The sequence below is a fragment of the Kribbella sp. NPDC002412 genome (assembly GCF_053592935.1).
In genome coordinates, this window is sequence record NZ_JBSFBL010000022.1 from 61,668 (window position 1) to 86,554 (window position 24,887).

At 69.0% G+C, this 24,887-nt stretch carries 22 protein-coding genes; 11 read left to right on the forward strand and 11 right to left on the reverse strand.

The window, feature by feature from the left end; translation table 11 throughout:
- The first annotated feature begins 129 nt into the window (after positions 1-129).
- Genes ACWCOV_RS19320 through ACWCOV_RS19335 form a run of 4 tightly spaced genes read left to right on the forward strand, consistent with a single transcriptional unit; the run spans position 130 to position 6,465 of the window.
- Positions 130-3,249 (forward strand): penicillin acylase family protein, encoded by a 3,120-nt coding sequence (locus ACWCOV_RS19320; protein WP_449830646.1) that lies wholly within the window; start codon positions 130-132, stop codon positions 3,247-3,249.
- A 42-nt stretch (positions 3,250-3,291) separates the two neighbouring features.
- The gene (locus tag ACWCOV_RS19325) at positions 3,292-3,885 is read left to right on the forward strand and encodes a YbjQ family protein (protein ID WP_449830647.1); all 594 of its coding nucleotides are present in this window, start codon (positions 3,292-3,294) and stop codon (positions 3,883-3,885) included.
- Positions 3,875-5,224, forward strand: a complete 1,350-nt coding sequence (locus ACWCOV_RS19330) for a GH1 family beta-glucosidase (RefSeq protein ID WP_449830648.1) — start codon at positions 3,875-3,877, stop codon at positions 5,222-5,224. Before ACWCOV_RS19325 ends, ACWCOV_RS19330 begins: the two co-directional genes overlap by 11 nt.
- Complete coding sequence (locus ACWCOV_RS19335) at positions 5,221-6,465, forward strand: MFS transporter (RefSeq protein WP_449830649.1); 1,245 nt, start codon at positions 5,221-5,223, stop codon at positions 6,463-6,465. The genes ACWCOV_RS19330 and ACWCOV_RS19335 overlap by 4 nt, the downstream gene beginning before the upstream one ends.
- A gap of 6 nt (positions 6,466-6,471) precedes the next feature.
- On the opposite strand, the gene ACWCOV_RS19340 is transcribed toward ACWCOV_RS19335, so the two are convergent.
- Entirely contained in the window at positions 6,472-7,827 is a 1,356-nt protein-coding gene (locus ACWCOV_RS19340; RefSeq protein WP_449830650.1) for an MFS transporter, read from the reverse strand.
- 111 nt (positions 7,828-7,938) lie between these two features.
- Between ACWCOV_RS19340 and ACWCOV_RS19345 the strand changes: the two genes are divergently transcribed.
- A complete protein-coding gene (locus tag ACWCOV_RS19345; RefSeq protein ID WP_449830651.1) occupies positions 7,939-9,156 on the forward strand; it encodes a pyridoxal phosphate-dependent aminotransferase in 1,218 nt (405 codons plus the stop codon).
- Here the strand turns inward: ACWCOV_RS19345 and ACWCOV_RS19350 are convergent.
- The 3 genes from ACWCOV_RS19350 to ACWCOV_RS19360 form a co-directional block, all read right to left on the reverse strand.
- Positions 9,110-9,571, reverse strand: a complete 462-nt coding sequence (locus tag ACWCOV_RS19350; protein ID WP_449830652.1) for an EVE domain-containing protein — start codon at positions 9,569-9,571, stop codon at positions 9,110-9,112. The two genes, ACWCOV_RS19345 and ACWCOV_RS19350, sit on opposite strands and share 47 nt — an antisense overlap.
- A gap of 215 nt (positions 9,572-9,786) precedes the next feature.
- Positions 9,787-9,978, reverse strand: coding sequence for a hypothetical protein (locus ACWCOV_RS19355; RefSeq protein ID WP_449830653.1), 192 nt, complete (start codon positions 9,976-9,978; stop codon positions 9,787-9,789).
- Entirely contained in the window at positions 9,975-10,511 is a 537-nt protein-coding gene (locus tag ACWCOV_RS19360; RefSeq protein WP_449830654.1) for a TetR/AcrR family transcriptional regulator, read from the reverse strand. The genes ACWCOV_RS19355 and ACWCOV_RS19360 overlap by 4 nt, the downstream gene beginning before the upstream one ends.
- 57 nt (positions 10,512-10,568) lie before the next feature.
- Between ACWCOV_RS19360 and ACWCOV_RS19365 the strand changes: the two genes are divergently transcribed.
- The 4 genes from ACWCOV_RS19365 to ACWCOV_RS19380 all read left to right on the forward strand — a co-directional run bounded on the left by ACWCOV_RS19365 (position 10,569) and on the right by ACWCOV_RS19380 (position 13,561).
- On the forward strand, positions 10,569-11,090 hold the full coding sequence (locus ACWCOV_RS19365) for a gamma carbonic anhydrase family protein (RefSeq protein ID WP_449830655.1): 522 nt from the start codon (positions 10,569-10,571) through the stop codon (positions 11,088-11,090).
- Between the two features lie 207 nt (positions 11,091-11,297).
- Positions 11,298-11,987: an HD domain-containing protein gene (locus tag ACWCOV_RS19370; RefSeq protein ID WP_449830656.1), complete on the forward strand. Its 690-nt coding sequence runs from the start codon at positions 11,298-11,300 to the stop codon at positions 11,985-11,987.
- Positions 11,939-13,132 (forward strand): MFS transporter, encoded by a 1,194-nt coding sequence (locus tag ACWCOV_RS19375; RefSeq protein ID WP_449830702.1) that lies wholly within the window; start codon positions 11,939-11,941, stop codon positions 13,130-13,132. Before ACWCOV_RS19370 ends, ACWCOV_RS19375 begins: the two co-directional genes overlap by 49 nt.
- A gap of 66 nt (positions 13,133-13,198) precedes the next feature.
- Entirely contained in the window at positions 13,199-13,561 is a 363-nt protein-coding gene (locus ACWCOV_RS19380) for a cupin domain-containing protein (RefSeq protein WP_449830657.1), read from the forward strand.
- Here the strand turns inward: ACWCOV_RS19380 and ACWCOV_RS19385 are convergent, their stop codons facing one another.
- A complete protein-coding gene (locus ACWCOV_RS19385) occupies positions 13,562-14,683 on the reverse strand; it encodes a MalY/PatB family protein (RefSeq protein WP_449830658.1) in 1,122 nt (373 codons plus the stop codon).
- A 22-nt stretch (positions 14,684-14,705) separates the two neighbouring features.
- Positions 14,706-15,308, reverse strand: coding sequence for a TetR/AcrR family transcriptional regulator (locus ACWCOV_RS19390; RefSeq protein WP_449830659.1), 603 nt, complete (start codon positions 15,306-15,308; stop codon positions 14,706-14,708).
- A gap of 95 nt (positions 15,309-15,403) precedes the next feature.
- On the opposite strand from ACWCOV_RS19390, the gene ACWCOV_RS19395 reads away from it, so the two are divergent.
- Together ACWCOV_RS19395 and ACWCOV_RS19400 are read left to right on the forward strand one after the other, a co-directional pair.
- Positions 15,404-16,798, forward strand: a complete 1,395-nt coding sequence (locus ACWCOV_RS19395; protein WP_449830660.1) for an MFS transporter — start codon at positions 15,404-15,406, stop codon at positions 16,796-16,798.
- On the forward strand, positions 16,788-17,255 hold the full coding sequence (locus ACWCOV_RS19400) for an N-acetyltransferase family protein (RefSeq protein WP_449830661.1): 468 nt from the start codon (positions 16,788-16,790) through the stop codon (positions 17,253-17,255). Before ACWCOV_RS19395 ends, ACWCOV_RS19400 begins: the two co-directional genes overlap by 11 nt.
- Here ACWCOV_RS19400 and ACWCOV_RS19405 read toward each other — a convergent pair whose 3' ends face one another.
- From ACWCOV_RS19405 to ACWCOV_RS19425, 5 genes are read right to left on the reverse strand one after another with little or no spacing between them, the layout of a single operon-like run.
- On the reverse strand, positions 17,256-19,619 hold the full coding sequence (locus ACWCOV_RS19405) for a GH39 family glycosyl hydrolase (RefSeq protein ID WP_449830662.1): 2,364 nt from the start codon (positions 19,617-19,619) through the stop codon (positions 17,256-17,258).
- A 26-nt stretch (positions 19,620-19,645) separates the two neighbouring features.
- Positions 19,646-20,461, reverse strand: a complete 816-nt coding sequence (locus tag ACWCOV_RS19410) for a carbohydrate ABC transporter permease (protein WP_449830663.1) — start codon at positions 20,459-20,461, stop codon at positions 19,646-19,648.
- Positions 20,458-21,315, reverse strand: a complete 858-nt coding sequence (locus ACWCOV_RS19415; RefSeq protein ID WP_449830664.1) for a carbohydrate ABC transporter permease — start codon at positions 21,313-21,315, stop codon at positions 20,458-20,460. Before ACWCOV_RS19415 ends, ACWCOV_RS19410 begins: the two co-directional genes overlap by 4 nt.
- The gene (locus ACWCOV_RS19420) at positions 21,315-22,607 is read right to left on the reverse strand and encodes an ABC transporter substrate-binding protein (RefSeq protein WP_449830665.1); all 1,293 of its coding nucleotides are present in this window, start codon (positions 22,605-22,607) and stop codon (positions 21,315-21,317) included. Before ACWCOV_RS19420 ends, ACWCOV_RS19415 begins: the two co-directional genes overlap by 1 nt.
- The gene (locus tag ACWCOV_RS19425; RefSeq protein WP_449830666.1) at positions 22,604-24,781 is read right to left on the reverse strand and encodes a family 78 glycoside hydrolase catalytic domain; all 2,178 of its coding nucleotides are present in this window, start codon (positions 24,779-24,781) and stop codon (positions 22,604-22,606) included. The genes ACWCOV_RS19420 and ACWCOV_RS19425 overlap by 4 nt, the downstream gene beginning before the upstream one ends.
- Positions 24,782-24,887: the final 106 nt, after the last annotated feature.

Here is a 24,887-nt window from a genome sequence, read left to right on the forward strand (position 1 = left end):
CGGCAGCATCTTGACCCCGAAGCTACTGGTGAGTCATTCTCAGTTTTCGTAACTCCCCTGCCGCCGGCCCGCGTCCCGAGGGAGGAATCCGTGTCGCCTCGCACCGCCCCGCGAACATCCCGCCGTTCTTTGCGTACGACGATCGCCGCCGCAGCCGCGGTCGCCGTACTCGCTGCTCTGCCCGCGCCCACCCAAGCCGCGCCACAAGCAGCCGCTGCCGTCCCGGCCGACTACTGCGTCGGGCAGTGCGACGACATCGTCACGCCGGGGCAGAACGGCCACGCGACCTTCACGGATCTCCTTCTTTTCAAGGCGTTCGGGACCCGTCCGGCGCACTTCAGCGACTCGCTGAAGCCGTACGAGAACCTGGTCTGGAACTCCCAGGGCATCACCGACGACGGCCTCGGCGCGTACTTCGACGACGCGTCGTTCGGCGTGAAGGCGGGTGACGTCGCCGGCACGGTCCAGCCGCGCTCGGACGTCACGATCGTGCGGGACAAGTCGCGCGGCATCCCGCACATCACCGGCACGACGCGGTCGGGCGTGATGTTCGGCGCCGGATACGCCGGGGCGCAGGACCGGCTGTTCGTGATGGACGTGTTCCGGCACCTCGGCCGCGGCCGGCTGACCCCGTTCGCGGGTGGGGCGCCGGCCAATCGAGCGTTCGAGCAAGAGTTCTGGCGGACCGCGCCGTACACCGAAGCCGATCTGCAGAAGCAGTTCGACGACGCCGACGAGCGGTACGGCGCCGACGGCGTGAAGATGCAGCAGGACATCCAGGCCTGGGTCGCCGGGGTCAACCACTACATCAACACGGTCGGCATCGCGTACCCCGGCGAGTACGTCGCACTCGGTCTCGACTGGCCGACGCCGCAGTGGAAGGTGACCGACGTCGTCGCCACGGCGGCCGTTGTCGCCGGCATCTTCGGCACCGGCGGCGGACACGAGGTGACGTCCGCGTTGGCGCTGCTCGAGGCGCAGGCGAAGTACGGCGTTGCCCAAGGCACCAAGGTGTGGGAGTCGTTCCGGTCGCAGAACGACCCGGAGGCCAACACCACCGTGCACAACGGCGCGACCTTCCCGTACGGCGAGACCGGTCCGAACCCGGCCGGTCGCGCGTTGCCGGACCGCGGCTCGGTCACGCCGGAGCCGCAGGTCATCGACCAGACCGCCGGAACGGCGAGCAAGCCGGCGCCGAAGGGCTCGGAGTCGCTGCGCGGCATCTTCGACCAGGGCCTCTTCCCCAAGGGCTTCGGTGACAAGGGGATGTCGAACGCCCTGCTCGTCTCCGGCGCGCACACCGAAAGCGGCAACCCGGTCGCCGTCTACGGCCCGCAGACCGGCTACTTCGCACCGCAACTGCTGCTCCGGCAGGAGCTCCAAGGTCCGGGCGTCAGCTCCCGCGGCATCGCCTTCGCCGGGCTGAACTTCTACACGCTGATCGGCCGCGGCCCCGACTACTCGTGGAGCGCGACCTCGGCCGGGCAGGACATCACCGACACGTTCGCCGTACCGCTGTGCGAGCCCGGTGGCGGGACGCCGACGAAGAACTCGCAGTACTACGAGTACCGCGGCCAGTGCACGCCGATCGAACGGCTCGAGCGGCACAACGAGTGGTACTCCAGCCTCGGATCGTCCGAACCGGCCGGCTCGTACACGTTGGTTGCCCTGCGCACCAAGTACGGCATCGTCACGCACCGCGGCACGGTCGGCGGCCGACCGGTGCTGTTCACCAAGAACCGCTCGACCTACGGCAACGAGGCCGGGTCCGCGCTCGGGTTCATGCAGCTCAACGACCCGGACAAGATCCACAACGCGGCCGACTTCAAGGCCGCGGCGCACAACATCGGCTACACGTTCAACTGGTTCTACATCGACAAGACGTCGATCGCGTACTACAACTCCGGAGACAACCCGGTCCGCGCGCCCGGCGGCGACCCGAACCTGCCGACCTGGAGCTCGTACGAGTGGCAGGGCTGGAACCCGGACACGAACCGCGCGACCTACACGCCGGCGGCGCAGCACCCGCAGGTGGTGAACCAGGACTACCTGACCAGCTGGAACAACAAGCAGGCGCCCGGGTTCTCCGCGTCCGACGGTCAGTTCGGCTACAACTCGGTGTACCGCAGCCAGCCGCTGGACGACCGGATCGAGGCCGTCATCGACAGCGGGCAGAAGTTCACCCGCGGCAAGCTGGTCGAGGCGATGGAGGACGCGGCGACCGTCGACCTCCGGGGTGACCAGGTCCTTCCGTACCTGTTGCGGGTCCTGAAGTCGGCCCCGGTCACCGACCCGGCGGTCGCCGACGCGATCGCCAAGCTGACCGCGTGGCAGGCAGCCGGCAGCCACCGCAAGACGCCGAACCCGTCCTCGAAGGTCTACGACCACAGCGAGGCGATCCGGATCCTCGACGCCTGGTGGCCGCTGCTCGTCCCGGCCCAGTTCAAGGACCTCGGCCCCGACCTGTACGCCGCTCTGGTCGCGAACCTGAAGATCGACGAGCGGCCGAGTGCGCAGGGTTCCGCGTTCCAGAACGGATGGTGGGGTTTCGTTCAGCGCGACCTGCGCAAGGTGCTCGGCGATCCGGTGCAGGCGCCGCAGCCGGTCACGTACTGCGGCGGCGGCGCGCTGGCCGCGTGCCGGACGGTCCTCGCCGACACGTTGCTGGTGGCAACCAAAGTTCCGGCCGCGACGACGTACCCGGCGACCGCGGACTGCGCGGCGGGCGACCAGTTCTGCGCGGACCAGATCGCGCACAACCCGATGGGCGGGATCACTCAGGACCGGATCGCCTGGGTCAACCGGCCGACGTACCAGCAGGTGATCGAGTTCCCGGCTCGCCGGGGTGACGACGTCAGCAACCTGGCCGTCGGCAAGACGGCCTCCGCGAGCAGCTACGAGAAGGGCTGGTACAACTCGCCCCCGGCGCTGGCGGTCGACGGCAAGCCGACCACCAGGTGGGCGAGCGACTGGTCGGATCCGCAGTGGCTGAAGGTTGACCTCGGCAACGAGCAGGCGATCCGGCGGGTGGTGCTGCTGTGGGAGGCGGCGTACGGGAAGTCGTACCGGGTCGAGGTGTCGTCCGACGGGTCGTCGTGGCGGCAGGTCTACGCGACGACGACCGGGAACGGCGGGGAGGACGTGGTGCGGTTCGAGCCGGTGCCGGCCAGGTACGTCCGGGTCACCGGAACGCAGCGGGCGACGTCGTACGGGTACTCGATCTACGAGCTTCAGGCCTACCGTCAATGACACAGCCGCCAATGAGCAACTCGGGCCTGTCAGGATGAGGGCATGAACCAGACCTTCCCTCCGAACCCGAACCACCCGAACCAGCCGTACCCGCCGCAGCAGGGGTACCAGCAGGGCCCGCCGCCCGGGTACGCGCCGCCGCAGCAGCAGGGCGGTTACCAGCAGGGGCCGCCGCCGGGCTACGGGCAGCCGGGGTACGGGCAGGCGCCGGGGAACTACCAGCCGACGCAGCAGCCGGCGCCGCACGTCGCGCCGCAGGGTTCGCCGTACCCGGTGCTGGTCTCGACGATGAACGACCTGCCCGGGTACACCGCGGAGAAGGTGTTCGGCGAGGTGTTCGGGCTGACCGTGCGCAGCCGCGACTTCGGGTCGAACTTCACCGCCGGGTTCCGGTCGCTGGCCGGTGGCGAGGTGCCGGAGTACACCCAGATGCTGGCCGAGTCGCGGCACGTCGCGGTGATGCGGATGTGCCAGATGGCCCAGCAGATGGGCGCGAACGCGATCCTCGCGATGCGGTTCGACTGCAACGAGATCGCCAACACGATGAGCGAGGTGGCCGCGTACGGCACGGCGGTCGTCGTCCGCAAGGCCGAGCCGGCTCCGACCCCTGATGAGGATGATGTGAATGACAGCTGAGCTGGTCTTCGGCCCCGGATTCCGGTGGGGGGTGTCGACGTCGGCGTACCAGATCGAGGGAGCCGTGGCCGCCGGTGGCCGCGGCCCGTCGACCTGGGACACGTTCTGCGCCGAGCCGGGCCGGATCCTGAACGGCGACACCGGCACGGTGGCCTGCGACCACTACCACCGGTACGCCGAGGACGTCGCGCTGATGCGGGATCTCGGGGTCGACTGCTACCGGTTCTCGTTCGCGTGGCCACGGATCCAGCCGTCGGGCCAGGGCCCCGGGAACGCGGCCGGGCTGGACTTCTACGACCGGCTGATCGACACGCTGCTCGGCGCCGGGATCCAGCCGGCGCCGACGCTGTACCACTGGGACACGCCGCAGCCGCTGGAGGACGCGGGCGGGTGGCTCGACCGCTCGATCGCCGACCGGTTCGCCGACTACGCCGCCATCCTGGCTGCGCGGTTCGCGGACCGGGTGCCGATGTGGATCACGATCAACGAGCCCATGGTGCTCACATTGATGGGGTACTCACTCGGCGCGCACGCACCCGGCCGGGAGCTGCTGTTCGACGCGCTACCAGTCGCCCACCACCAGCTGCTGGCGCACGGCCGCGCGGTGCAGGCGTTGCGGGCGGCCGGTGCGACCACCATCGGGATCGCCAGCAACCACGCGCCGACCTGGCCGGCCAGCGACAGCGTCGAGGACAAGGAAGCGGCCGGCCTCTACGACAACCTGATCAACTGGCTGTTCGCCGATCCGGTGCTGCTCGGGACGTACCCGTCCGGCTTCGAGGCCGCGATGCCGGGGCCGGTCGAGGATGACCTGGCGGTGATCTCGACTCCTCTGGACTTCTTCGGCATCAACCACTACGCGCCGGTGTCCGTCGGCGCGGCGACGGGCCAGGCCGACACTGCTGCGACCGACGGAATCCCGCTGCCGCCGGGCCTGCCGTTCGAGCCGCGAACCCTGGACGGCTATCCGCGGACCGACTTCGGCTGGCCGATCGTGCCGTCGGCGTTCGGCGAGATCCTGCGCATCTTCAAGGACCGGTACGGCGATCGGCTGCCACCCATCTACATCACCGAGAACGGATGCTCGTTCGCCGAGCCGGTGGACGACCAGCGGCGAATCGACTACCTCGACGGCTACCTGCGGTCGCTGAAGCAGGCGATCGACGACGGGATCGACGTCCGCGGGTACTTCCAGTGGTCGCTGCTGGACAACTTCGAGTGGGCGGCCGGGTACTCGCAGCGGTTCGGCCTGGTGCACGTCGACTTCGACAGCCTGGCGCGGACGCCGAAAGCGTCGTACCACTGGTTCCGTGACGTGATCGCGCAGAGCCGAGGATGATCCCCGAGCCGGGCGTCGTCCCGACGGCGTTCGCGGAGCCGGTCGACCGGGTCCGGTCACGCTGGACGGCGGCCGTCGTACTGGCGAACGTCGGGGTGTTCGCAGCCTGGCTGGGGCCGATCCAGGTGCTGCTGGCGAAGCAGTCCGAGGCGGTTGCACCAGGCAACAAGGAGTTCGTGTTCGGGCTGGTCACGGGGATTGGTGCCGCCGTGTCGGTGGTCGCGAACCCGGTCGCCGGCGCGATCTCCGACCGTACGACGTCGCGCCTCGGGCGCCGGGTGCCCTGGGTGCTGGCGGGCGCGCTGGGCGGGGTCGTCGGGTTGCTCGTGCTGTCAGGGGTCGCGTCGGTCGCGTGGATGCTGGTCGGTTGGTGCCTGGTGCAACTGTTCGGCAACGCGTTGCTGGCGGCGATCACGGCCGCGGTGCCGGACCGGGTGCCGACGCTGCAGCGGGGTTCCGTCGGGGGATGGGTCGCGCTGTCGCAGGTCCTTGGCGCACTGGTCGGCACGGGGCTTGCGACGTACTTCGGTGGTATCGGGGCCGGGTACGTCGCCTGCGCGGTCTTCCTGCTGGTGTCGGTGCTGCCCTACTTGGTCGGCAGTGGTGACGAGCGGCTGACGTCGCGACCGCCGTTGGTCGTGCGCGAGTTCGTCCGCGGGTTCTGGATCAGCCCGCGGCGCTACCCGGACTTCGGGTGGGGATGGTTGACCCGGTTCCTGTTCAACGTGGGCAACGCGCTCGGGACGCTGTACCTGTTCTACTACCTGCAGGACGAGGTCCGCGTCGACGAGCCGGACACCGCCGTACTGATCCTGACCGCGATCTACAGCGTCTGCGTCCTGGTCACCTCGGTCGTCTTCGGCACCTGGTCCGACCGGATCGCCCGCCGCAAGATCTTCGTCACCTGGTCCGGCGTCGTGATGGCGCTGGCCGGTGTCGTCCTCGCCTTCTGGCCCACCTGGCCCGGCGCCGTCCTCGGCGCGGTCGTCCTCGGCGCCGGCTTCGGTGTCTACCTCTCCGTCGACTTCGCCCTGCTCACCCAGATCCTCCCGAACGCCCGCGACCGGGCCAAAGACCTGGGCGTCATCAACATCGCCAACTCCCTGCCCCAGGTCTTCGCCCCCGCCCTGGCCGCCCCCATCGTCAAACACCTGGGCGGCTACCCGGTCCTCTACCTCCTGGCCGCCACCGTCACGCTGCTCGCCGGCCTCCTGGTCCGCCGAATCCGCTCGGTCGCCTGACTTCCGCTAAGCGGCGGCCAGTTCGGGCTCGGGGGTGGTGGGGAGGGGAGTGACGTCCGCGGTCGGGGTGGCGGCGGCGTCGTACTCGGCGGTCAGGCGACGGTAGGTCTTGGTGAGGAAGGCCAGCAGGACGACGACCAGCATGATCGCGCTGCCGATGACGAAGGTGAGCGCCAGTCCACGGGCTTGGCCCTCGCCCAGCAGCCAGCCGAAGGTCGAGTGGCCCGGGGCGGAGCTCATGTAGGGGACCAGCAGGAACTGCGCGACCGGGCCGATCACGAAGGCGGCGACCGGGGTGGAGGCCGTCTCGATGCTCTGCGCGAAGCCGAAGATCCGGCCCTGGGTCTCGAACGGGACGACGCGCTGCAGGATGGTCTGCTCGGCCGCCTCGGCGATCGGGATCACCAGCATGAAGCCGAACATCCCCAGCACCAGCAGCGACTGCCACTCGCGGATCGAGATCGTCATTCCGACGACCGCGATCGCGACGTTCGCGATCAGCAGGATCCTGAGCGGCGAGCGGCCCAGGCCGAAGCGGGCCACCATCGCGCCGCCGGCGATGAAGCCGACGCTGGTGACGCCGAGCACGATGCCCCACGCCTCGACGGAGAACAGTTCCAGGCCGTACGGGTCCATCAGCGTCATGAACACACCCAGGATCAGGTTGTTGAAGGTGCTGAACAGGACCAGCGGGACCAGGCCCGGTACGGCGCGCATCGTCTGCCACGAGCCGCGCAGGTCCAGATGCTTGCGGTTGTGCCGGGCCGGCGGCGCCTCGTCGATCCGGATCGCCAGCAACAGGTGGCTCAGGACGACGATCGTCAGGACGACGGCGATCGCGACCGTGCCGCCCATCCCCAGGAAGCCGACCGACAGGCCGCTCAGGATGCTGGTGAGCAGGTGGGAGACACCGGTGACCGTGCCGACCATGCCGTTGGCCTTGTCCCGGCGGTCCTCGGGGACCAGCAGCGTCACCGTCGTGGACAGCGCGATGCTTCGTAGCCCGCCCGCCAGGCTGCCGACCAGCACGAACCCGGCGAAGACCCAGAACCACGGCTTGGACCAGTCGGTGACCGGGACGGCCAGGTAGACCAGGCCGGCGGCCGCGAACGCGGCGCCGGTGATGGAGCTGGACAGCACCATGACGGTCTTCTTGCGGTGCGCGTCGACGATCGCGCCGAAGATCGTCCCGAAGATCGCCCCGGCCAGCATCGAGCTGCCGGAAACGATCGACGCGACCAGCACCGACTCGGTCACCAGGTACACCCAGAACGCCAGCGCGAAGGACAGGAACGTGGTCGTGACGTTGGCGATCAGGGTGTTCGCCAGCAGCCGCTTGAAGGTGCTGTGGTGCTCACTCATGGTGACTCCCAGGTCGTGATCCGGTGTGCTCTCACTTCTTCGTCGGATCGCGGGCGCGAGATTTGACACAGTCGGCGGAAAGAATTTCGGCGCGCGGCTAAGGTGCGGTCCATGCCGCCGCTGACCCAGTCCTCCAAACTCGCCAACGTCTGCTACGAGATCCGCGGACCGGTGCTGGAGGAGGCACAGCGGCTGGAGGCGGCCGGGCACCGGATCCTCAAGCTGAACACCGGCAATCCGGCGCCGTTCGGCTTCGAGTGCCCACCGGAGATCCTCGAGGACATCGTGCGTAGCCTCGCGGACGCGCACGGTTACGGCGACGCGAAGGGGCTGCCCGCCGCCCGCCGGGCGATCGTGCAGCACTACCAGCCGTGGGGGATCCATCTCGACATCGACGACGTGTACATCGGCAACGGCGTCTCCGAGCTGATCCAGATGGCCGTGCAGGCGCTGCTCGAGGACGGCGACGAGGTCCTCATCCCGGCGCCGGACTACCCGCTGTGGACGGCGGCGGTCGCGCTGGCCGGAGGTACGCCGGTGCACTACCGCTGCGACGAGCAGTCCGACTGGATGCCCGATCCGGCCGACATCGAGCGGAAGATCACCGACCGCACCAAGGCGCTGGTGATCATCAACCCGAACAACCCGACCGGCGCCGTCTACGACCGCGAGCTCCTGGTCCAGCTCACCGACATCGCCCGCCGGCACGGCCTGCTGGTCTACGCCGACGAGATCTACGACAAGATCCTGTACGACGACGTCGTCCACACGCCGGTGGCTTCGCTGGCTCCTGATGTACTGACGCTGACCTTCAACGGGCTGTCCAAGGCCTACCGGGTGGCGGGCTACCGGTGTGGGTGGATGGCGGTGAGCGGGCCCAAGCACCAGGCGACCAGCTACCTCGAGGGTCTGACGATCCTGTCGAACATGCGGTTGTGCGCGAACATGCCCGCGCAGCACGCGGTCGCGACCGCGCTCGGCGGGAAGCAATCGATCAAGGATCTGGTGCTGCCGGGCGGACGACTGCTGGCTCAGCGCGACACGGCGTACGAGCTACTGACGCAGATCCCCGGGGTGAGCTGCGTGAAGCCGAAGGGGGCGCTCTACGTGTTCCCGCGGCTGGATCCGAAGGTGTTCGGGATCACCGACGACCGGCAATTCGTGCTCGACCTGCTCCGCGCCGAGAAGATCATGATCGTGCAGGGCACCGGCTTCAACTGGCCCGAACCCGACCACATCCGGATCGTCACGCTGCCGCACAAGGACCAGTTGCACGATGCGCTCACCCGGATCGCGACATTCCTCGAGAGCTATCGCCAGCGACCATGACGGCGCTCAGCTGCTCGAAGTCCTCAACCGAGAGCGCGACCAGGCCGCGGCGGAGCTGGTAGCCCCAGTTGGGTTGCCGAGTGAGCTGCAGGTCCAGCTCGCGGAGTGGCACCGGACGGACCTTGACGAAGTCGACCTGGCGCCGCCAGGGGCGGATGGTGCCGCGGGCGCCCATCTCCATGGGCTCGGCCAGGTAGGGCTCGGTGTCGGCGACGATGCCGAGGGCGGTGAACGCACGTAGCGGTGTGCGGTCGCCGTAGCGGTCGGTCGGGGAGTAGATGACGAAGCCGTCGCCTTGGTGCAGGCGGGCGACGTTCGGACGCTTGCCGTGGTTGAGCTGGATGAAGCTGTGCTGTACGGCGAGCTGCGCGTGCTCGGCGGAGACGACGCCGAGCCAGGCTCGTTCGGGTTTCATGGTGTCAGTCTCGGGGCGAATATCTGACACGGACTGTCTTATATCTAGAGCCGACGGTGCTCATGATCCGCAAGGTGCAGCTGCACTTCGAGCTCGAGGTCACCGGGGTCTTCAACCCCGCGGTCGCCGCGGTGATGACGCGGTACGGCTACAAGATCGTCGCCTGATCCGGACCGCCAGGCCATCACAATCGCCCCGATCCGCGCCGCGCACGCTCACCGGCCGGGCCGGAGCACGGTTGTGATGGCCTGGCGGTCCCAACCAACGGCAAGGCCCCACCGGTAGCAGCCGGTGGGGTCGGCGGCGACAACGCCGTGCCAGAGCGGCTGGTCGAGCGCGGCCTTGAGGGCCGGCGTTGCGGCGACCTCGGAGCCGATCGCGGCGGCGAGGTAGAACCACTTGTTCATCGCGTCAGTTCCAGCAGTTGGGCGACGATCGCGTCGCGCTCCGGGGGCGGCGGCGCGAAGATGCCGGTGGCGTCGGCGATCCACAGCCCGTCGGCGGCGAAGTGGGCCGCGCGTAGCCGGGCCCGCTCGCCTTCGTCGGTCACGTCTGTGAGGTCGAGCCATCGACTCAGCGTGGTCTCCCACGGGTCGGCGAGGGCGGAGTTTGCCAGGCACTCGGCGTAGATCGCCAGATCCGCCCGGGTCAGCCGGCCGGCGGCGACCACACCTACATATGCGCGCACCCGCTCGGCGGCAGTCGACTCCTCGAACGGTTTCCCCAGCTTCGCGATCATCGCCTCCTCGACCCGCTGAGCGACGTACTCTCCCACCGCGATCACCAGGTCGTCCCGGGTCGGGAAGTGGTACAGCACCCCGCCCTTCGTCACCCCCGCCTCCCGCGCGGTCGCGTCGAAGGTGATCTCCACCGACCCCTCGTCCCGTCCCGCCAACCGGAAAGCCGCGTCCAGAATCGCCGTCCTCGAACTCGGTCGCATTGCCGTAACTTTACCATACGGTTGGTATAGTTACTCGGGCCTGCTTAGGGTGCGGTCATGCCCTTGTTCTCGTTTGAAGGTAAGAGCCCGGTGGTGCATCCGGATGCGTGGATTGCGCCGACGGCGACGCTGGTGGGGGATGTCGTGGTCGAGGAAGGGGTGTCGATCTGGTACGGCGCGGTGGTGCGGGCCGATCTGGGACGGATCACCATCCGGGCGGGGGCGAACATCCAGGACAACACCGTGATCCACGTCGGCAGCAATGGGTGTGAGATCGGGCGGAACGCGACCGTGGGGCATCAGTGCCTGGTGCACGACTGCGTGATCGGCGAGCAGGCGCTGGTCGGGAACGGCGCGATCGTGCTCGACGGCGCGGTCGTGGGTGAGCGCAGCCTGGTCGCGGCCGGGTCGACGGTCACGCCGGCGGCGGTGATTCCGCCGGAGTCGGTGGCGATGGGCAGTCCGGCGAAGAAGATCGTGCCGCTGGAAGGGGTCGCCAAGCTGTTCGTCGACCACAACGCGGCCGTCTACCACGACCTGGCCCGCCGGCACGCGGCCACGGTCGAGCGGGTCGACTGACCGAGCCGGCTGAGCGCGGTCGAGGGCAGCAGCGGCACCCCGGGACGGGACCCACCTGGACTCCCGACGCGGGGTTCCGCTGGTGCGGGCTGGCTGCTTAACCCGACAAACCTCCGGTACCCAGGTCGCCGCGGGGAATTCTTGTCGCGGGCACCACATCGCTGTTAGCGTGCCCAACTTGTAATGCTTGCAAGAAAGGCGGCCGGGATGACGCGTGGGGAGCTCGACCGGGCCGCCAAGGTGCGGTTCGCGCGCGAGGCGGTCGCGCAGGTGCGCGGCCTGCCCAACCAGCTCCGCGCCCGGGTGACGGACGGACCGCGTACGCCGTTCCAGCTGCCGGACCCACCGGACACCGCGCTGACCCGCGACGTGCTCGCGCTCGCGCGGCCGTCGTACCAAGACCCGTTGCTCGGTCACTGCATCCGCACCTGGTTCTGGGCCAACCTGCTCGGCGCCCGCGATGGGATCAAGCCGGACGCCGAGCTCCTCTACCTCGCCTGCCTGCTGCACGACATCGCCCTCACCGACGACTACCGCCCACCGGAGTCCGCCGCGTGCTTCGCCGTGCATGGTGCCGAGGTCGCTCGTACGACGCTGGCGGACCTCGGATCGCCGTACGCCGACGAGGTCGCCGAGGCGATCGCCCTGCACATGAACATCACCGTCCGCCAAGGCCCCGAAGCCCACCTCCTGCACGCGGGCGCCCACCTGGACGTCGCCGGCACCCTCCCCCGCGAGGCCATCCGCCAAGTCACCACCAAGCACCCCCGCACCGGCTTCCCCACCTGCTTCGCCACCCTCATGCGCCGCGAAGCCACCGAACGCCCCAACTCCCGAGCCACCCTCCTCTGGCACCTGGGCATGCGCCTACCCCTCAACCACAACCCCCTGGACTGATTAGGGTTGAGCGGGTGCTCAGGGCTCTGGTGGGATTCGGTGCGTTCGGATTGTTCTGGGGTGCCTGGGGCGCGATCCTGCCCGCGGTGCGGAGCGAGTCGGGGGTCGGGGACGGTGAGCTCGGGCTCGCGTTGCTGATGGTGGGCTTGGGCGCGCTTGCCTCGATGCGGTTCACCGGATACCTGATCGATCGGTACGGCGGCCCAGTCCTGCCGGTCGTGGTCGTGCTGTTCGGGGCCTGCGGTGTGCTCCCCGCGCTGGCCGACTCGGCGGTCACGTTGAGCGGCGCGCTGTTCCTGCTCGGCGTGACCTCCGGCGCCACCGACGTCGCGATCAACGCGACCGGATCCCACGCGGAGGCGGTCACCGGCAAGCCGTTGATGAACCTTGCCCACGGCATCTTTTCGGTCGCGGTCGTGGTCGCCAGCCTCGGTACGGCGGCTCTCCGCGCGGCCGGCGCGGACGCGTTGCCGGTGCTCGGCGGAGTCGGCGTGATCGTCGCCGTCGTCGGCTTCACGCTCGCCGCCGGGCCTCAGGAGAACCTCCACACCCCCACAGAGCCAACCGCGAGACGCCGTCTCGAGCCCGTGCTCCTCGTCTTCGGCGGACTCTGCGCTCTCGCGTACGTCGTCGAAAACGCTTGGCAGAGCTGGAGCGCCGTACACCTCGACACCTCACTGAACGCAGCCCCCGGACTGGCGTCGAGCGCGCCAGCCGTGTTCGCCGCCGCGGCCGCGACCGGGCGGATCGCCGGCAACGCGCTGCTCCGGCGACTCCGTCCGGTCCAGCTGCTGGTTGCCGGCGGCCTCCTCGCGGCCGTCGGGTCAGTTGTGGCCGCGACGGCCGGAACGGCGTGGCTGGCGTTGATCGGGATCGGTGTTGCCGGCCTCGGGACGTCGGTGTGCGCGCCGACCATCATCGGCATGGCCGGCGCGTGGGCCGGACCCGAGCGGCGAGCCGGTGCGATCTCGACGGTCACCACGCTGGCGTACCTCGGCTTCCTGCTCGGTCCGGCCGCGGTCGGCGCCGCGTCGTCGGCCTGGTCGTTGCCGGTCGCGCTCGGCGGGGTCGCAGTATTGGCGCTGCTCGTCGCGGCCCTCGGGCCGGTGGCCGCCCGGCAGTCGGAGCGAACCTTTCAGTCCTGATCAATGGTGTCGCGACCGACCCGATCGCGAACTACGGTGGGCAGCAACTGAGGGGAGAGATCTGTCATGACCGAGATCGCGAACACCGGCGCAGCGGTGATCGACCGCGCCGACGGACGGGACGACGGCGAGGACTGGACCGAGAACTACGAGCTGCTCCCGGGCGGGGCCGGCATCTCGATCATCCTGGAGGCGACCACGAAGGAGGGCGTCGGCCCGCGGCTGCATATGCACCCGTACGCCGAGACGTTCATCATCCGGCGTGGTTCGGCCACCTTCACCGTCGGCACCGAGCAGGTGGTCGGCCGGGCCGGCCAGATCCTCGTGGTCCCCGCCGACACCCCGCACAAGTTCGCCACCGGTCCCGGCGGCTACGAAGCCGTCCACATCCACGCCAACCCCACCTTCGAAACCACCTGGCTGGAGTAGCTACTCCACCGCCGAGCGCAGGCGCGAGACGAGGTCTTCCAGGAGTTCGGGGCCGGTGCCGAAGTTCAGGCGGGCGAAGCCGGTGGCCGACGGGTCGTAGTCGCGGCCGGGGCCCAGCGCGACCTTGGCTTCGCGGAGGAAGAAGTCGTGGGGCTCTTCATCCAGGCCCAGGCCGCGGCAGTCGAGCCAGGCCAGGTAGGTCGCGTCCGGTGGGGTCAGCGTGATCCCACCGGGGAGGTTGTCGCGTAGGTAAGACCGGTTGTCGGCCAGTTGACGTAGTACGGCGTCCAGCCAGTCGTCGCACTCGGCAAACGCAACCTCCGCCGCGAGCACCCCGAGCAGGCCGGCCTGCTCGGCCGTGTACGGCAGCCGTCGTACGACGTCCTGCGCGCGATCGGACGCGGTCACGACCTGCGCGGTCTTCAGCGCCGCGAGGTTGAACGCCTTCGACGCCGAGATCAGCGAGATCCCGCGCTCGCGCGCCGCGTCGGACACCTCCAGCCACGGCACATGCGTCGCACCCGGCAGGACCAGTGGCGCGTGGATCTCGTCCGCCAGCACCCAGGCGTCGTACGACGCGCAGAGCTCGGCGATCTGAGCGAGCTCGTCACGCGGCAGCACCCGGCCGGTCGGGTTGTGCGGGTTGGCGATCACGAGCACCCGCAGCCCGTCCCGCAACTCCGCCTCGAGCCGCGCGAGATCGAACCAGCCGTCCGTGCGCAGTGGGATCAGCACCGTCCGCAGACCCGCCTGCGGGAACTGCTGGATGAACGGCGGGTACGCCGCCGTCGCAAAGCCGACCGAACCACCGGGCGCGAGCGCAACGCAGAGCTCGATCAGCCCGGCCATCACGTCGGGGACCAGGCTGATCCGGTCCGGATCGACGGTCCAGCCGAGCCGCCGCTTCGCGAACCCGGTGAAGGCTTCCTGCAGTGGCACCGTGACCTCGAACGCGTAGCCGATGTCGCTGCGGTCGATCGCGTCGTGCAGCACCCGCGCGATCGGCTCGGCGAGGTCGAAGTCCATCTCCGCGACCGTCGCGGCGATCACTCCGGGCGCGTGACCGGACCACTTCTCGCTGCGCCGCTTCTGCAGCTTCTCCAAGGCGGCAACGTTCAGCATGGTCCTCGCAGTACCCAGGAGGTCAGCTCGGGACGCGCTCGCCCGGTGCGGTGAAGGCGGCGAGGACCGTGGCGGTGATGTACTCCGCGGCCTTGTCGGGAGTGAGGCGGCCGGTGTTGATCTCCTCGGCCGCGCCGTGCATGACGCTGTGCATGGTCCCGACCAGCCAGGTGGTCGGGAGGTCGGTCCGGAACACGCCCTCCTTGCGTCCGCGCTCGATCAGCCGCTCCACCCGCACCATCGGGTCGGCGTGCAACTCGCGGACCCGGCCCGGCGGGAGCGCGTCCTGCGCGGCGATCAGGAGTGAGCGGAACCGGTCGACCAGGTGCCAGCTGGACTCGATCAGCCGGCCGAGCGCCGCGCGCGGGTCGCCGGACAGGTCGACCTGGCCGAGCGCGGCCTCACCGCCCTCGATCGCGTGCACGAACACCGCGTCGACCAGGTCGGTCCGGGACGGGAAGTGGCCGTAGAGGGTGACCCGGCCGACCCCGGCGGCCTTGGCGATCTCGCTGGTGCTCGCGGACGGATCACGGCTGAGGCAGACGGTCGCGGCCTCGACGATCGCCGCGATGTTGCGCTGCGCGTCGGCCCGCTTGGTCGCCGTACCCGCTGCTTTCGCCGGCATCCGGCCTCCTCTTGTCGAACACCACTGTTCGAGTTATGGTAGCGCAAATAAGTCGAACAACAGTGTTCGAGATATCACGAGGACAGGGAATGACCATGAAGGAACCCGAGGTCACCGCGGTGGACCCGCGGCGGTGGCGGATGCTGGGACTGCTCGCGATCGCGCAGTTCATGCTGATCCTGGACGTGACCGTGGTGGCGATCGCGCTGCCGCACATCGGCACGGACCTGGGACTGGAGCGCGACACCCTGACCTGGGTGGTCAGCGCGTACACGCTGATGTTCGGCGGCCTGATGCTGCTCGGCGGACGGGCGGCCGATCTGTTCGGCTCCCGCACGATCGTGCTGGCCGGCCTCGCGGTCTTCACCGCGGCCTCGCTGGCGACCGGCCTGGCGAACAGCGCCGAGTTGCTGATCGGCGGCCGGATCGCGCAGGGGGTCGGCGCCGCCATGCTGTCGCCGGCCGCGCTGTCGACGGTGACCAAGACCTTCGACGGCGACGAGCGGAACAAGGCGCTCGGCATCTGGTCCGCCATCGGTGGCGGCGGCTCCGCGATCGGCGTGCTGCTCGGTGGCGTGCTGACCGCCGGTCCGGGCTGGCAGTGGGTGTTCTACGTGAACGTGCCGATCGGCGTGATCGTGTTCGCGATCCTGCTGAAGATGCTGCCCGCCGACCGTCCGGCCGAGCGCCAGGGCCGGCTCGACGTGCCGGGCGCGATCCTGGTCACGGCGGGCACGGGGACGGCGATCTACGCGCTGATCAACGCCGGTGACCGCGGCTGGCTGTCGGCCGCGACGCTCGGCACGCTGGCCGGCGCGGTCGTGCTGTACGCGGCGTTCGCCTGGCTGCAGAAGGTCGTCAGCTCGCCGCTGATGGACCTGCGGATCCTGACCCGCCGTCCGGTGGCGGCCGGCACGTTCCTGATCCTGGTCGCGACCGCGCTGATGATCGCGGTCTTCTTCCTCGGGTCGTTCTACCTGCAGCACTACAAGGGGTACGGCGCCTTGCGCACCGGACTGCTGTTCCTGCCGATCGCCGTGCTGACGATCATCGGGGCGCAGGTGTCCGGTCAGGTCATCGGCAGGCTGGGCGCCCGTCCGGTCGCGACGATCGGGCTCGCCATCGCCGCGATCGGCATCGCTGTCCCCGCCATCTGGGAGGGTGCTGCCATGGTGGTGATCGGGACGAGCTTCGGCGCCGGCGGCATCGGCGCAGCCTTCGTCGCGGCCTCGACCACCACGTTCTCGCAGATCCACTACACCGAGGCCGGGCTGGCCTCGGGGATCCTGAGCACCTTCCACGAGTTCGGTGCGTCGCTCGGTGTGGCGGTCGTGTCGAGTATTGCGGCAGCCAGCCTGGCCGGGACCGTCACGACCGGGTTCAGCCGCGGATTCACCTTCGCCGCGATCACCGCGGCCGTAGCAGCCGTTCTCGCGCTGGTCGTCGTACCGGTCGCCAAGTCTTCGACAGGAGCAGCTCATGCCCACTGAGACCCGCCGCGCGGTGCCCGCGGACGCCGAGCTCGTCCGGACCATGCTGGTCGAGCTTGCCAGTTACCAGGACCAGGCCAAGGACGTCACCGCCTCCGTCGAGGACTGGCAAGGCTTCCTCGGTCGGGACGACGTGATCGTCCTGATCGCCGAGGTCGACGGGACCCCCGCCGGCTACGTGTCGTCCCTGCGCCGTCCGTACCTGTGGGTCGGCGGGGACATGTTGGCCCTGGATGACCTGTATGTCCGGGAGCAGTTCCGCGACGCCGGAGTCGGCCGTCAGTTGATGCTCGCGCTGGCCAAGCACGCGCTGCCGGACCGGATGCCGATCAGCTGGGGTCTGCGCCTGGAGAACGAAGCCGGCTACCGCTTCTACGACCGTCTTGGTGCGAACCTTCGCACCAAGACGGCCGCCGGGTGGTCACCCGCTGTCTACGAGAAGCTGCTGGAGGAGTGATCAGCCTCCCGCGACCAGGGCGAAGTCGTCGAACCAGGCCTTGGCTGTGCCGGAGTTCTTGTAGGCGTAGAGGGTGGCGGTGGTGGAGCCGGCGCCGGTGGTGAAGGTGACCGAGGTCGGGGAGTACGGCGCAGTGCTGACGGGCGAGCTGGTTTCGGGACCGCCGTAGTTCTTGACGCCCAGGTAGACGGGGTCAGCGGACTTGAGGTAGCCCGAGAAGGTGTAGCGGGTGTTGGGGGTCAGGCCGGTGACGGTGGTGAGGACGCCGTTGCCGGCGCCGGTGAAGGTCGCAACCGCGGCGCCGGACCGGCCGCCGGTCGCGGCCACGGTGCCGTTGCCGGTGGCGGTCCAACCGCTCAGCTGACCGCTCTGGAAACCGGGGTTGGCGACAAGCACGTTGACCGCCTTCTTCGTCACCTCGAGCTCCGCAAGCTGGAAGCGGTACGCCGGTCCACCCGCCTCCGCCACCGGGAGACCCAGCTTCGTGGCGCTCACCTTGAGATACCGGTACGACGCCGAGACCGCGAACGTCTGTGGTCCCTTCACCGCCGAGCCGTTGCCGTACCCGGTGCGACTGACCAGCGGCGCCGACCAGTTCACCCCGTCGTCCGAGCCGCTGACGGTGAAGTCGGCCGGGAACGACGACCCGTCGCCCGCCTGGTCACTGCGCGGCCACAACGTCACCGCGTCGAAGGCCCGCTTGGACCCGAGATCGACCTGAACGGACTCGGCGGCGTTCGCGCTCGAGTGCTCCACCGACGTCCACCCCATCGTCGGATCGCCTTCGTTCGCACCCGCGTAGCTGTACTGCCGCCCATCGACGAGCGCCTCACGCGACCACCCACGAGTCGGATCCGGGTACGACGAGCTCGCGGTGACGACCGCCTTCCGGGCCAGGTTCACCGTCGTCTCGACAGCAGGAATCGTGGTGTCGGTCGACGGCGACAACTCGATCAGCGCGACCGCGTTCGGCGCCAGCGTGACCGAGCTCGACCACGTGGACGCACCCGGGACGACAGTGCGCGAGGACGGCGTCAGGCCCTCATGCGGGCTCGGCCGCTGACTCGCCAGCCCGGCGGCGACGTCGGAGTACGAGTTGCTCGCGTTGACGTCGTACCGGGTGACGCCGAAGGGCGATGTGCCGAAGGGGAGGTTGTCTACGGTCGGGCGGAACTCGGTGGTGTTGAGGGTGTTGTTCCACAGCAGCACGCTGACCTTGCGCGCCGATGGGTTCGAGGTGACCAGGCCGTACGTCGCGGTGCCCGAGTTGCCCGTGACGTCGGTGTCCAGCCGGGTGTCGCCCATCCGGTTGACCATGTCGAAGGCGTTCGCGACCGCCTTGCGCCGGCCCTCGACGGTCAGCAGGCCGAGGTCGCCGTTGAAGTCGAGCGTCGGGTGCCAGCCCTCCAGACCGCTGAAGAAGTGCACACCGCTCAGTCCGTCCTCGTCGAGCGCGTTGTACATGCGCTCGAGCGCGTACGAAGCGGTCTGGTGAGTGTCCGGCCAGGTGCCCGGGCCGTTGTCCATGCGGAAGGTGGAGTTCCACTCGGTGATGTAGAGCTTCTTCGCCGGGATGCCGCGCCGGGACAGCTCGGTGCGGATCTGCGCGGTGCTGTCGAACTCGTTGGGGCCGTAGGAGTGCCACGACACGAAGTCGCAAGGCACGGTCGGGTTCGCGGCGATGTAGTCCATCCACGGACCGAACAGCGGCGTGGTCGGCGTCGCGACTCCCGGCCCGCCGACCTGGGCGGTGGGGTCCCCGCGTTTCACGGCCGCCGCGCTCACGCCGTACAAGGAGTTGTACTGCGCGGTCGTGCCGGCCCAGAAGCCGGCGTTGTGATCGGGCTCGTTCCAGACCTCCCAGTTCCAGCCCCGGTACGCCCCACCGCGGCTCGCGTAGTGCCGGACCATCGCCTCGACCGCGCGTCCCCAGGCGGCGTAGTCGGTGGGCGGGCTGAAGATCGTCGGCCCGAGCTCACGCGGCATGTAGCTCAGCGAGATCCACGGCCGGATGCCGTTGTTCACCAGCGGTTGGAGGACGCCGTCCAGCTTGGTGAAGTCGAAGCTGTCGACCCCCTTCACGACGTCGTAGAACTCGTCGTCGAAGACGTGGTCGACCCGGATCTCCCGCAGCCCGAGGTCGTGGAGCTCGTCGGCGTGGTCCGCGAGGACGTGCAGGTTCTGCAGAGTCAGGTAGCCACCCTGCGACGCTCTCAGCACCAGGTCCTTGTCGAGGGTGCCGATGTCAGCTCCGTACGTTGCCTTCACCTCGACGGTGGCGCTGGTCGCGCCTTCGGCAGTGACGGCTGGGAGTCCGGCGAGGATCAGGGCTAACGGGAGCAGCAGTGCTTTCCATCGACGCATGAGCATCTCCTTGGTGTGGGGCGGATTCAGCCCTTGATCCCGCCCGCCATCACGCCGGCCAGGATGCGGCGCTGGCCGAGGACGAAGACCAGGACGAGGGGGAGGCTGACCACGACGACGTCGGCGAACACGTAGTTCCAGTTGGTGGAGTGCGAGTTCGAGCTGACGACGGCGAACAGGCCGAGCGGGAGGGTCTGCTTGTCCTCGCCGCTGAGCAGGAAGAAGGCGTAGAAGAAGTCGTTCCAGATGTAGACCCACAGCACGATCCCGGCCGCGAACAGCACCGGCCCGAGCAGTGGGAACACGATGGTGAAGAACACCCGCAGCCGGCCGGCGCCCTCGAGCTGCGCGGCCTCCTCGAGCTCCCGCGGGACGCTGCGCACGAACCCGGTGATCAGGAAGATCGCGAGCGACAGGTAGACCCCGGAGTACAGGGCCATCAGCGACAACCGGGTGCCTTGCAGGCCGAGCACCGCGTCGAGGTAGACCGACGTGATCACCGGCGCCGGGACCAGGATCCCGATGATGCTGCCGTAGAACAGCATCCGCACCGGCCGCGACGCGCTCCGGGCGAACACCCACGCGGCCATCGCGCCGGCCACGAGGATGAACGCCACCGAACCGCCGGTGATCAGCAGGCTGTTCAGCAGCCCGATGCCCGCGCGACCTTCGGTGAGCACGACGCGGAAGTTGTCGACGAGCGCCCAGTCCCGCGGCAACCCGAACCCCGGAGTCCGCGCCTCCGCGAACGGCTTGGCCGCGTTCACCAGAACCAGCCACAGCGGTACGCCGACGAGCAGCAGGGCGGTCGCGGACAGGACGACGTACTTGATCGTCTTCACAGGTCGACCTCCCGGCGTCGCAGGGTCAGCAGGACGGGGAAGGCGACGACGCAGACCAGCAGCAGGAGCAGCAGGCCCATCGAGATCGAGTAGCCGTAGTACCCCTGCGCGTACTGCTGCTGGATGAAGGCGTTCAGCACCTGGGTCGAGTCGCCCGGACCGCCGTTCGTCATCGCGAAGACGATGTCGAAGGTGTTGAACGCGCCGATCAGCGTGGTGACGAAGTTGAACGTGATCGCCGGCGCGAGCAGCGGGAGCTGGACGGTGCGGATGATCCGCCACCGCCCGGCGCCCTCGGTCCGGGCGGCCTCCAGCAGCTCACCCGGGATCGCGTTGAGCCCGGCGATGTAGACCAGCATGTTGACGCCCATGAACTTCCACGCGTTCACCAGCGCGACCACGACGATCGTCCAGGTGGTGCTGCCGAGCCAAGACACCTCGATCCCGAGCACCCGGTTCAGCGGGCCGTCGTCGGCGAGCAGCGCCTTGAAAACGTACCCGGCCGCGAGTGGCGAGATCAGCACCGGCAGGAAGAACAACGCCCGGAACAGGCCGTTGGTCCGGTTCGACCGTTCCAGTGCGAACGCGAGCACCAGGCCGGCCAGGTTCTGCGCGACCATCACCACCACCGCGTAGACCACGGTCACCCGCAGATCGTTGACCAGGGCCCCTTCCCGGACCAGCTCCCGGAAGTTGTCCAGGCCGGTGAACGCGATGGTGTCGCGGTACGCCGACCAGTCGGTGAACGCCAGCGCGAAGTTGAGCAGGTTCGGCACCAGGTAGAAGATGCTCACCACGACCAGGGCGGGCAGCAGGAAGCCCGCCGTACCGGCTCTGCCCCTGAGTGTGTCCATCAGAACCCGGTGAGCCCTGCGGTCTTGGCGCTCTTCGCCCAGGCAGCCTGCAGGTCACCGGCGACCTGCTCGGGTGTCGAGGAACCGTTGATCAGCTTGCTCATGAAGGTCGGGAACGGGCCGTAGTCCGCGGCGAACGACTGCGGGTAGCCGTCGCTCTCGAGTGCGGCGTAGGCGGCCTGGGTGGCTTCCGGCACCTCGGCCGGGGTGGTGAAACCGGTCAGTGTCGGCGGCTGCTTCTGCCCGTCGACGAACTTCTGGTAGCCAGGCCCCGACGCGAACTTCAGGAACGCGACCGCCGCCTGCTCACGCTTCTCGTCACCGGTGCGCGGCACCTGGATCGAGAAGGTCGTCGAGTACGCCGCCGTCGGAGTCGACGTGGACAGCGCCTGCCAGCCCATCGTCTTGTTCATCGCGGCCACACCGACCGACTTCACGAAGTCCGAGCTGACCCAGGTGCCCTGCGGGATCATCGCGACCTTGCCGGCCGCGAACTTCTCCTGCTGCTCGGCGTACGTGCCGGTCTTCAGGTTGCTGTTGAAGCAGCCGGCCTTGGTCAGCGACTGGTAGGCCTTGAGCGAGTCGACGACGGCCGGGTCGGTCCACTGGGCCTGGTTGCTGTTCAGCTTGTCCTGCAGACCCGACTTCATCGCGTCGGTCCACAGCATGAACGGAAGGATCTGCGTCGTCCACTGGTCGCCGCCGGCGTCGTACAGCGGAGTGACACCGGGGTGCTGCTGCTTGATCGTCGTACACGCGGCTTCGAGCTCGGCGAGGTTCGTCGGCGGCTTCGCGACGAGTTGCTTGTTGTACCAGAGGCCGAAGACGCTCGGCGGTTCCAGGCTCAGTCCGTAGTTCTTCCCGTCCAGCACGGCAGCGGTCCTCGCCAGGTTGAACCGCTGCTTGGCGATGAAGTCCTGACCGGTCAGGTCGTACAGGTTCTTCGCCGGGTCGAGCCGCCGCATGAAACTCGCGGTCGACTGGAACACCATCAGGTCCGGCCGGGCGCCGGTGGCCCACTTGGTCAGCAGGTTCGACTCGTACGGGTCCGGGAAGACCTCGGAGCGGATCTTCGCCCCGGTGGCCTGCTCGAAGTCCGCGAACAGCGTCTTGTACCCGGCCTGCAGGGTGTTCGACTGCCAGACGGTCAGCGTCACGCCCTTGAGGTCCATGTCCGCCGCCGCGTTCGGCAGCACGTTGCGTTCCTCGGTGTCGGCGCGGGTCGGGTTCCCGCACCCGGCGAGTGCCAGTAGTCCGAGTACGGCGACGGCGCCGATGATCCTGCTTCTCATGACTGTCCTCCCTCTCTGCTGAAGCGCCAGACCCCGGCGCCGACCCGGAACCGGGCTTCCCCGAGCGGCTCCGCATCCTCCGGAGCCGTGATGTGGTCGTGCTCGCCGGACAGCGGCACGTGGACGACCGCCGTACCGCCTGCGGGCACGGTGACCTCGAGCTCGAACCGGTCGCCGTCGAGCCGCCAGGCGGACCTGAGCAGTCCGGCCTTGGTACGGCGTTCTGCCTCGGCCCAGGTGAGGTCGCCGACCACCACCGGCCGGATGACCTCGTCCTGCAGACCGGCCAGGTGCCGGGTGAACCAGTCGTCGACGACGCCGAGCATGAAGTGGTTCTGCGAACCGTGGCCGTCCGGACCGTCCCAGTACTCCGGGAGAGCCGTTGTGCCGCCGGTCGTCAGGTGGCCGTAGCCGGGATAACCGGGCTTCGTGACCACGTCCCAGATCACGTCGTGCCGGCCGGCGTCGGCGAGCACGCGCAGGACGGATCCGAGCCCGATCTCGCCGACGGTCAGGTGATTGCCCTGCGCAACGATATCGGCGACGAGCTGGTTCAGCACCGCTTGGCGTGCCTCGGCCGGTACGACGCCGAGCTCGAGCGCCAGCGCGTGACAGGCCTGGTTGGCGACGCCGTACGTGTGGTCGTGCGGGTGGTAGAAGGCTGCTTGGAACGCCGCGGCGATCTGGGTGCCGAGATCCTTGAAGGTTGCGGCATCGGCCTGTTCACCGAGCACGGTGGCGATCTGGTGCAGGGTGTCGACCGCGCGGAGGTAGCCGAAGCTGGCGGTGACGCCCTTCGGCGTGGACTCGTCGAAGGCCGCCCAGTCGCCGAGGCCGTGGTCGAGCAGGTGGCCGTTGGCCTTGCTGGTCAGGTAGTCGACGTACCGGATCATCGCGGGATAGTGCTCGCGGAGGGTATCCGTGTCGCCGTACTCGCGGTAGAGCAGCCATGGGACGAGGACGATCGCGCTGCCCCAGTTCGGATCGTCGCGGAAGCCGTCCTCGAAGACCGTGTACTCCGGGGCGATGTCCGGGACCAGGCCGTCCTCGGTCTGCGCCTCGGCGATGACCTTCAGGAGCTCGCGGTAGTAGTCGGCGACGTCGTACCCGAACGCGATCGGGCCGAAGACGAGGTGGATCTGCTCCAGCCAGCCGAGCTTCTCGCGGTGCGGGCAGTCGGTCAGCACCGAGAACATGTTGGACTGGATCGCCCGGTCGATGATCGTGTGCAGCGTCGTGATCAGCTCGTTGGAGCAGGCGAAGTGCCCCACCTTCTCGTTGGCGGCGCGCAGGACCAGGCCGGTGACCGTGTCGCTAGTGGGTGGCTGGGGGAGGCCTTCGACCTGCAGGTAGCGCAGGCCGTGGTAGCGGAAACGCGGGTGCCAGGTCTCGGTGCCGTGGCCGGCCAGCGTGTACGTGTCCCAGATCGGGCCGCCGGTGCCGTCGAGGTCCTGGATCACCAGGCCGGCCTTGTCGAGCACTTCGCCCGGTCGCATCACGATCGCGGTGCCCGGCGGTCCTTGGACCTGCAGTTGCTGCCAGCCGGCGAAGTTGAGGCCCAGGTCGAAGACGTAGACGCCGGGCTTCGGCTCGGTGATCGCTTGGGTTGTGAGCGTCTCGACGATCTGCACGGCCGGGGCGGTGGACGTGCTGATGGCCGGTCCGGAGTTGCTCTTGGCGGCGGGCTGCCATTCGAGTGATCGGCGGGCGTCGTAGTCCTCGCCGCCGTACCAGGTGGAGAAGGTGGTCCGGCCGAGGGCGGTCTCCCAGGCGAGGGGGTGCGGCGTTCCGTCGAGCTCGAGGTGGGCGAGGAGGCGTGGTGGGCCGTCGGAGCGGGTGAGCTTCTGGTAGCGGCCGGGGGTCGGCGGGATGTGCGCCATGCCGGGGCCGACCTCGACGACCAGGGTGTTCTCACCGTCGTGGAGCAGCGCGGTGACGTCGTACTCGCGGTAGACGACGCGGCGGGCGAAGTCCGTGTACGGCGGTTCGAGTACGGCGGCGCCGATCGGGCTGCCGTTGAGCGTGGCGTCGTACACGCCGATCGCGGTGAGGCAGAGCTTGGCGGATCGGGCCGGGCCCAAGAACGTCGTGCGGAACACGGGCAGCGCCTCGGGATGGGCGGCGGACTCCCAGTGCGGGTTGCCGATCCACTGGGCTTCGGGGCGGTTGGTCACGCAATGGATGCTCCTCGCCCGGCCGCCCGAGCTGATAGGCCCGGATGCACCGCCTCTTGGACGAAACTAACTTCGGCTCCATACTTACGGCTGGACGGAGGTGAAC

Bases quoted from the DNA above. Each gene is read 5' to 3' on its own strand.
- ACWCOV_RS19325 (WP_449830647.1), top strand. From the start codon at position 3,292: ATGAACCAGACCTTCCCTCCGAACCCGAACCACCCGAACCAGCCGTAC.
- ACWCOV_RS19330 (WP_449830648.1), top strand. From the start codon at position 3,875: ATGACAGCTGAGCTGGTCTTCGGCCCCGGATTCCGGTGGGGGGTGTCG.
- ACWCOV_RS19335 (WP_449830649.1), top strand. From the start codon at position 5,221: ATGATCCCCGAGCCGGGCGTCGTCCCGACGGCGTTCGCGGAGCCGGTC.
- ACWCOV_RS19340 (WP_449830650.1), bottom strand. From the start codon at position 7,827: ATGAGTGAGCACCACAGCACCTTCAAGCGGCTGCTGGCGAACACCCTG.
- ACWCOV_RS19345 (WP_449830651.1), top strand. From the start codon at position 7,939: ATGCCGCCGCTGACCCAGTCCTCCAAACTCGCCAACGTCTGCTACGAG.
- ACWCOV_RS19350 (WP_449830652.1), bottom strand. From the start codon at position 9,571: ATGAAACCCGAACGAGCCTGGCTCGGCGTCGTCTCCGCCGAGCACGCG.
- ACWCOV_RS19355 (WP_449830653.1), bottom strand. From the start codon at position 9,978: ATGAACAAGTGGTTCTACCTCGCCGCCGCGATCGGCTCCGAGGTCGCC.
- ACWCOV_RS19360 (WP_449830654.1), bottom strand. From the start codon at position 10,511: ATGCGACCGAGTTCGAGGACGGCGATTCTGGACGCGGCTTTCCGGTTG.
- ACWCOV_RS19365 (WP_449830655.1), top strand. From the start codon at position 10,569: ATGCCCTTGTTCTCGTTTGAAGGTAAGAGCCCGGTGGTGCATCCGGAT.
- ACWCOV_RS19370 (WP_449830656.1), top strand. From the start codon at position 11,298: ATGACGCGTGGGGAGCTCGACCGGGCCGCCAAGGTGCGGTTCGCGCGC.
- ACWCOV_RS19380 (WP_449830657.1), top strand. From the start codon at position 13,199: ATGACCGAGATCGCGAACACCGGCGCAGCGGTGATCGACCGCGCCGAC.
- ACWCOV_RS19385 (WP_449830658.1), bottom strand. From the start codon at position 14,683: ATGCTGAACGTTGCCGCCTTGGAGAAGCTGCAGAAGCGGCGCAGCGAG.
- ACWCOV_RS19390 (WP_449830659.1), bottom strand. From the start codon at position 15,308: ATGCCGGCGAAAGCAGCGGGTACGGCGACCAAGCGGGCCGACGCGCAG.
- ACWCOV_RS19395 (WP_449830660.1), top strand. From the start codon at position 15,404: ATGAAGGAACCCGAGGTCACCGCGGTGGACCCGCGGCGGTGGCGGATG.
- ACWCOV_RS19400 (WP_449830661.1), top strand. From the start codon at position 16,788: ATGCCCACTGAGACCCGCCGCGCGGTGCCCGCGGACGCCGAGCTCGTC.
- ACWCOV_RS19405 (WP_449830662.1), bottom strand. From the start codon at position 19,619: ATGCGTCGATGGAAAGCACTGCTGCTCCCGTTAGCCCTGATCCTCGCC.
- ACWCOV_RS19415 (WP_449830664.1), bottom strand. From the start codon at position 21,315: ATGGACACACTCAGGGGCAGAGCCGGTACGGCGGGCTTCCTGCTGCCC.
- ACWCOV_RS19420 (WP_449830665.1), bottom strand. From the start codon at position 22,607: ATGAGAAGCAGGATCATCGGCGCCGTCGCCGTACTCGGACTACTGGCA.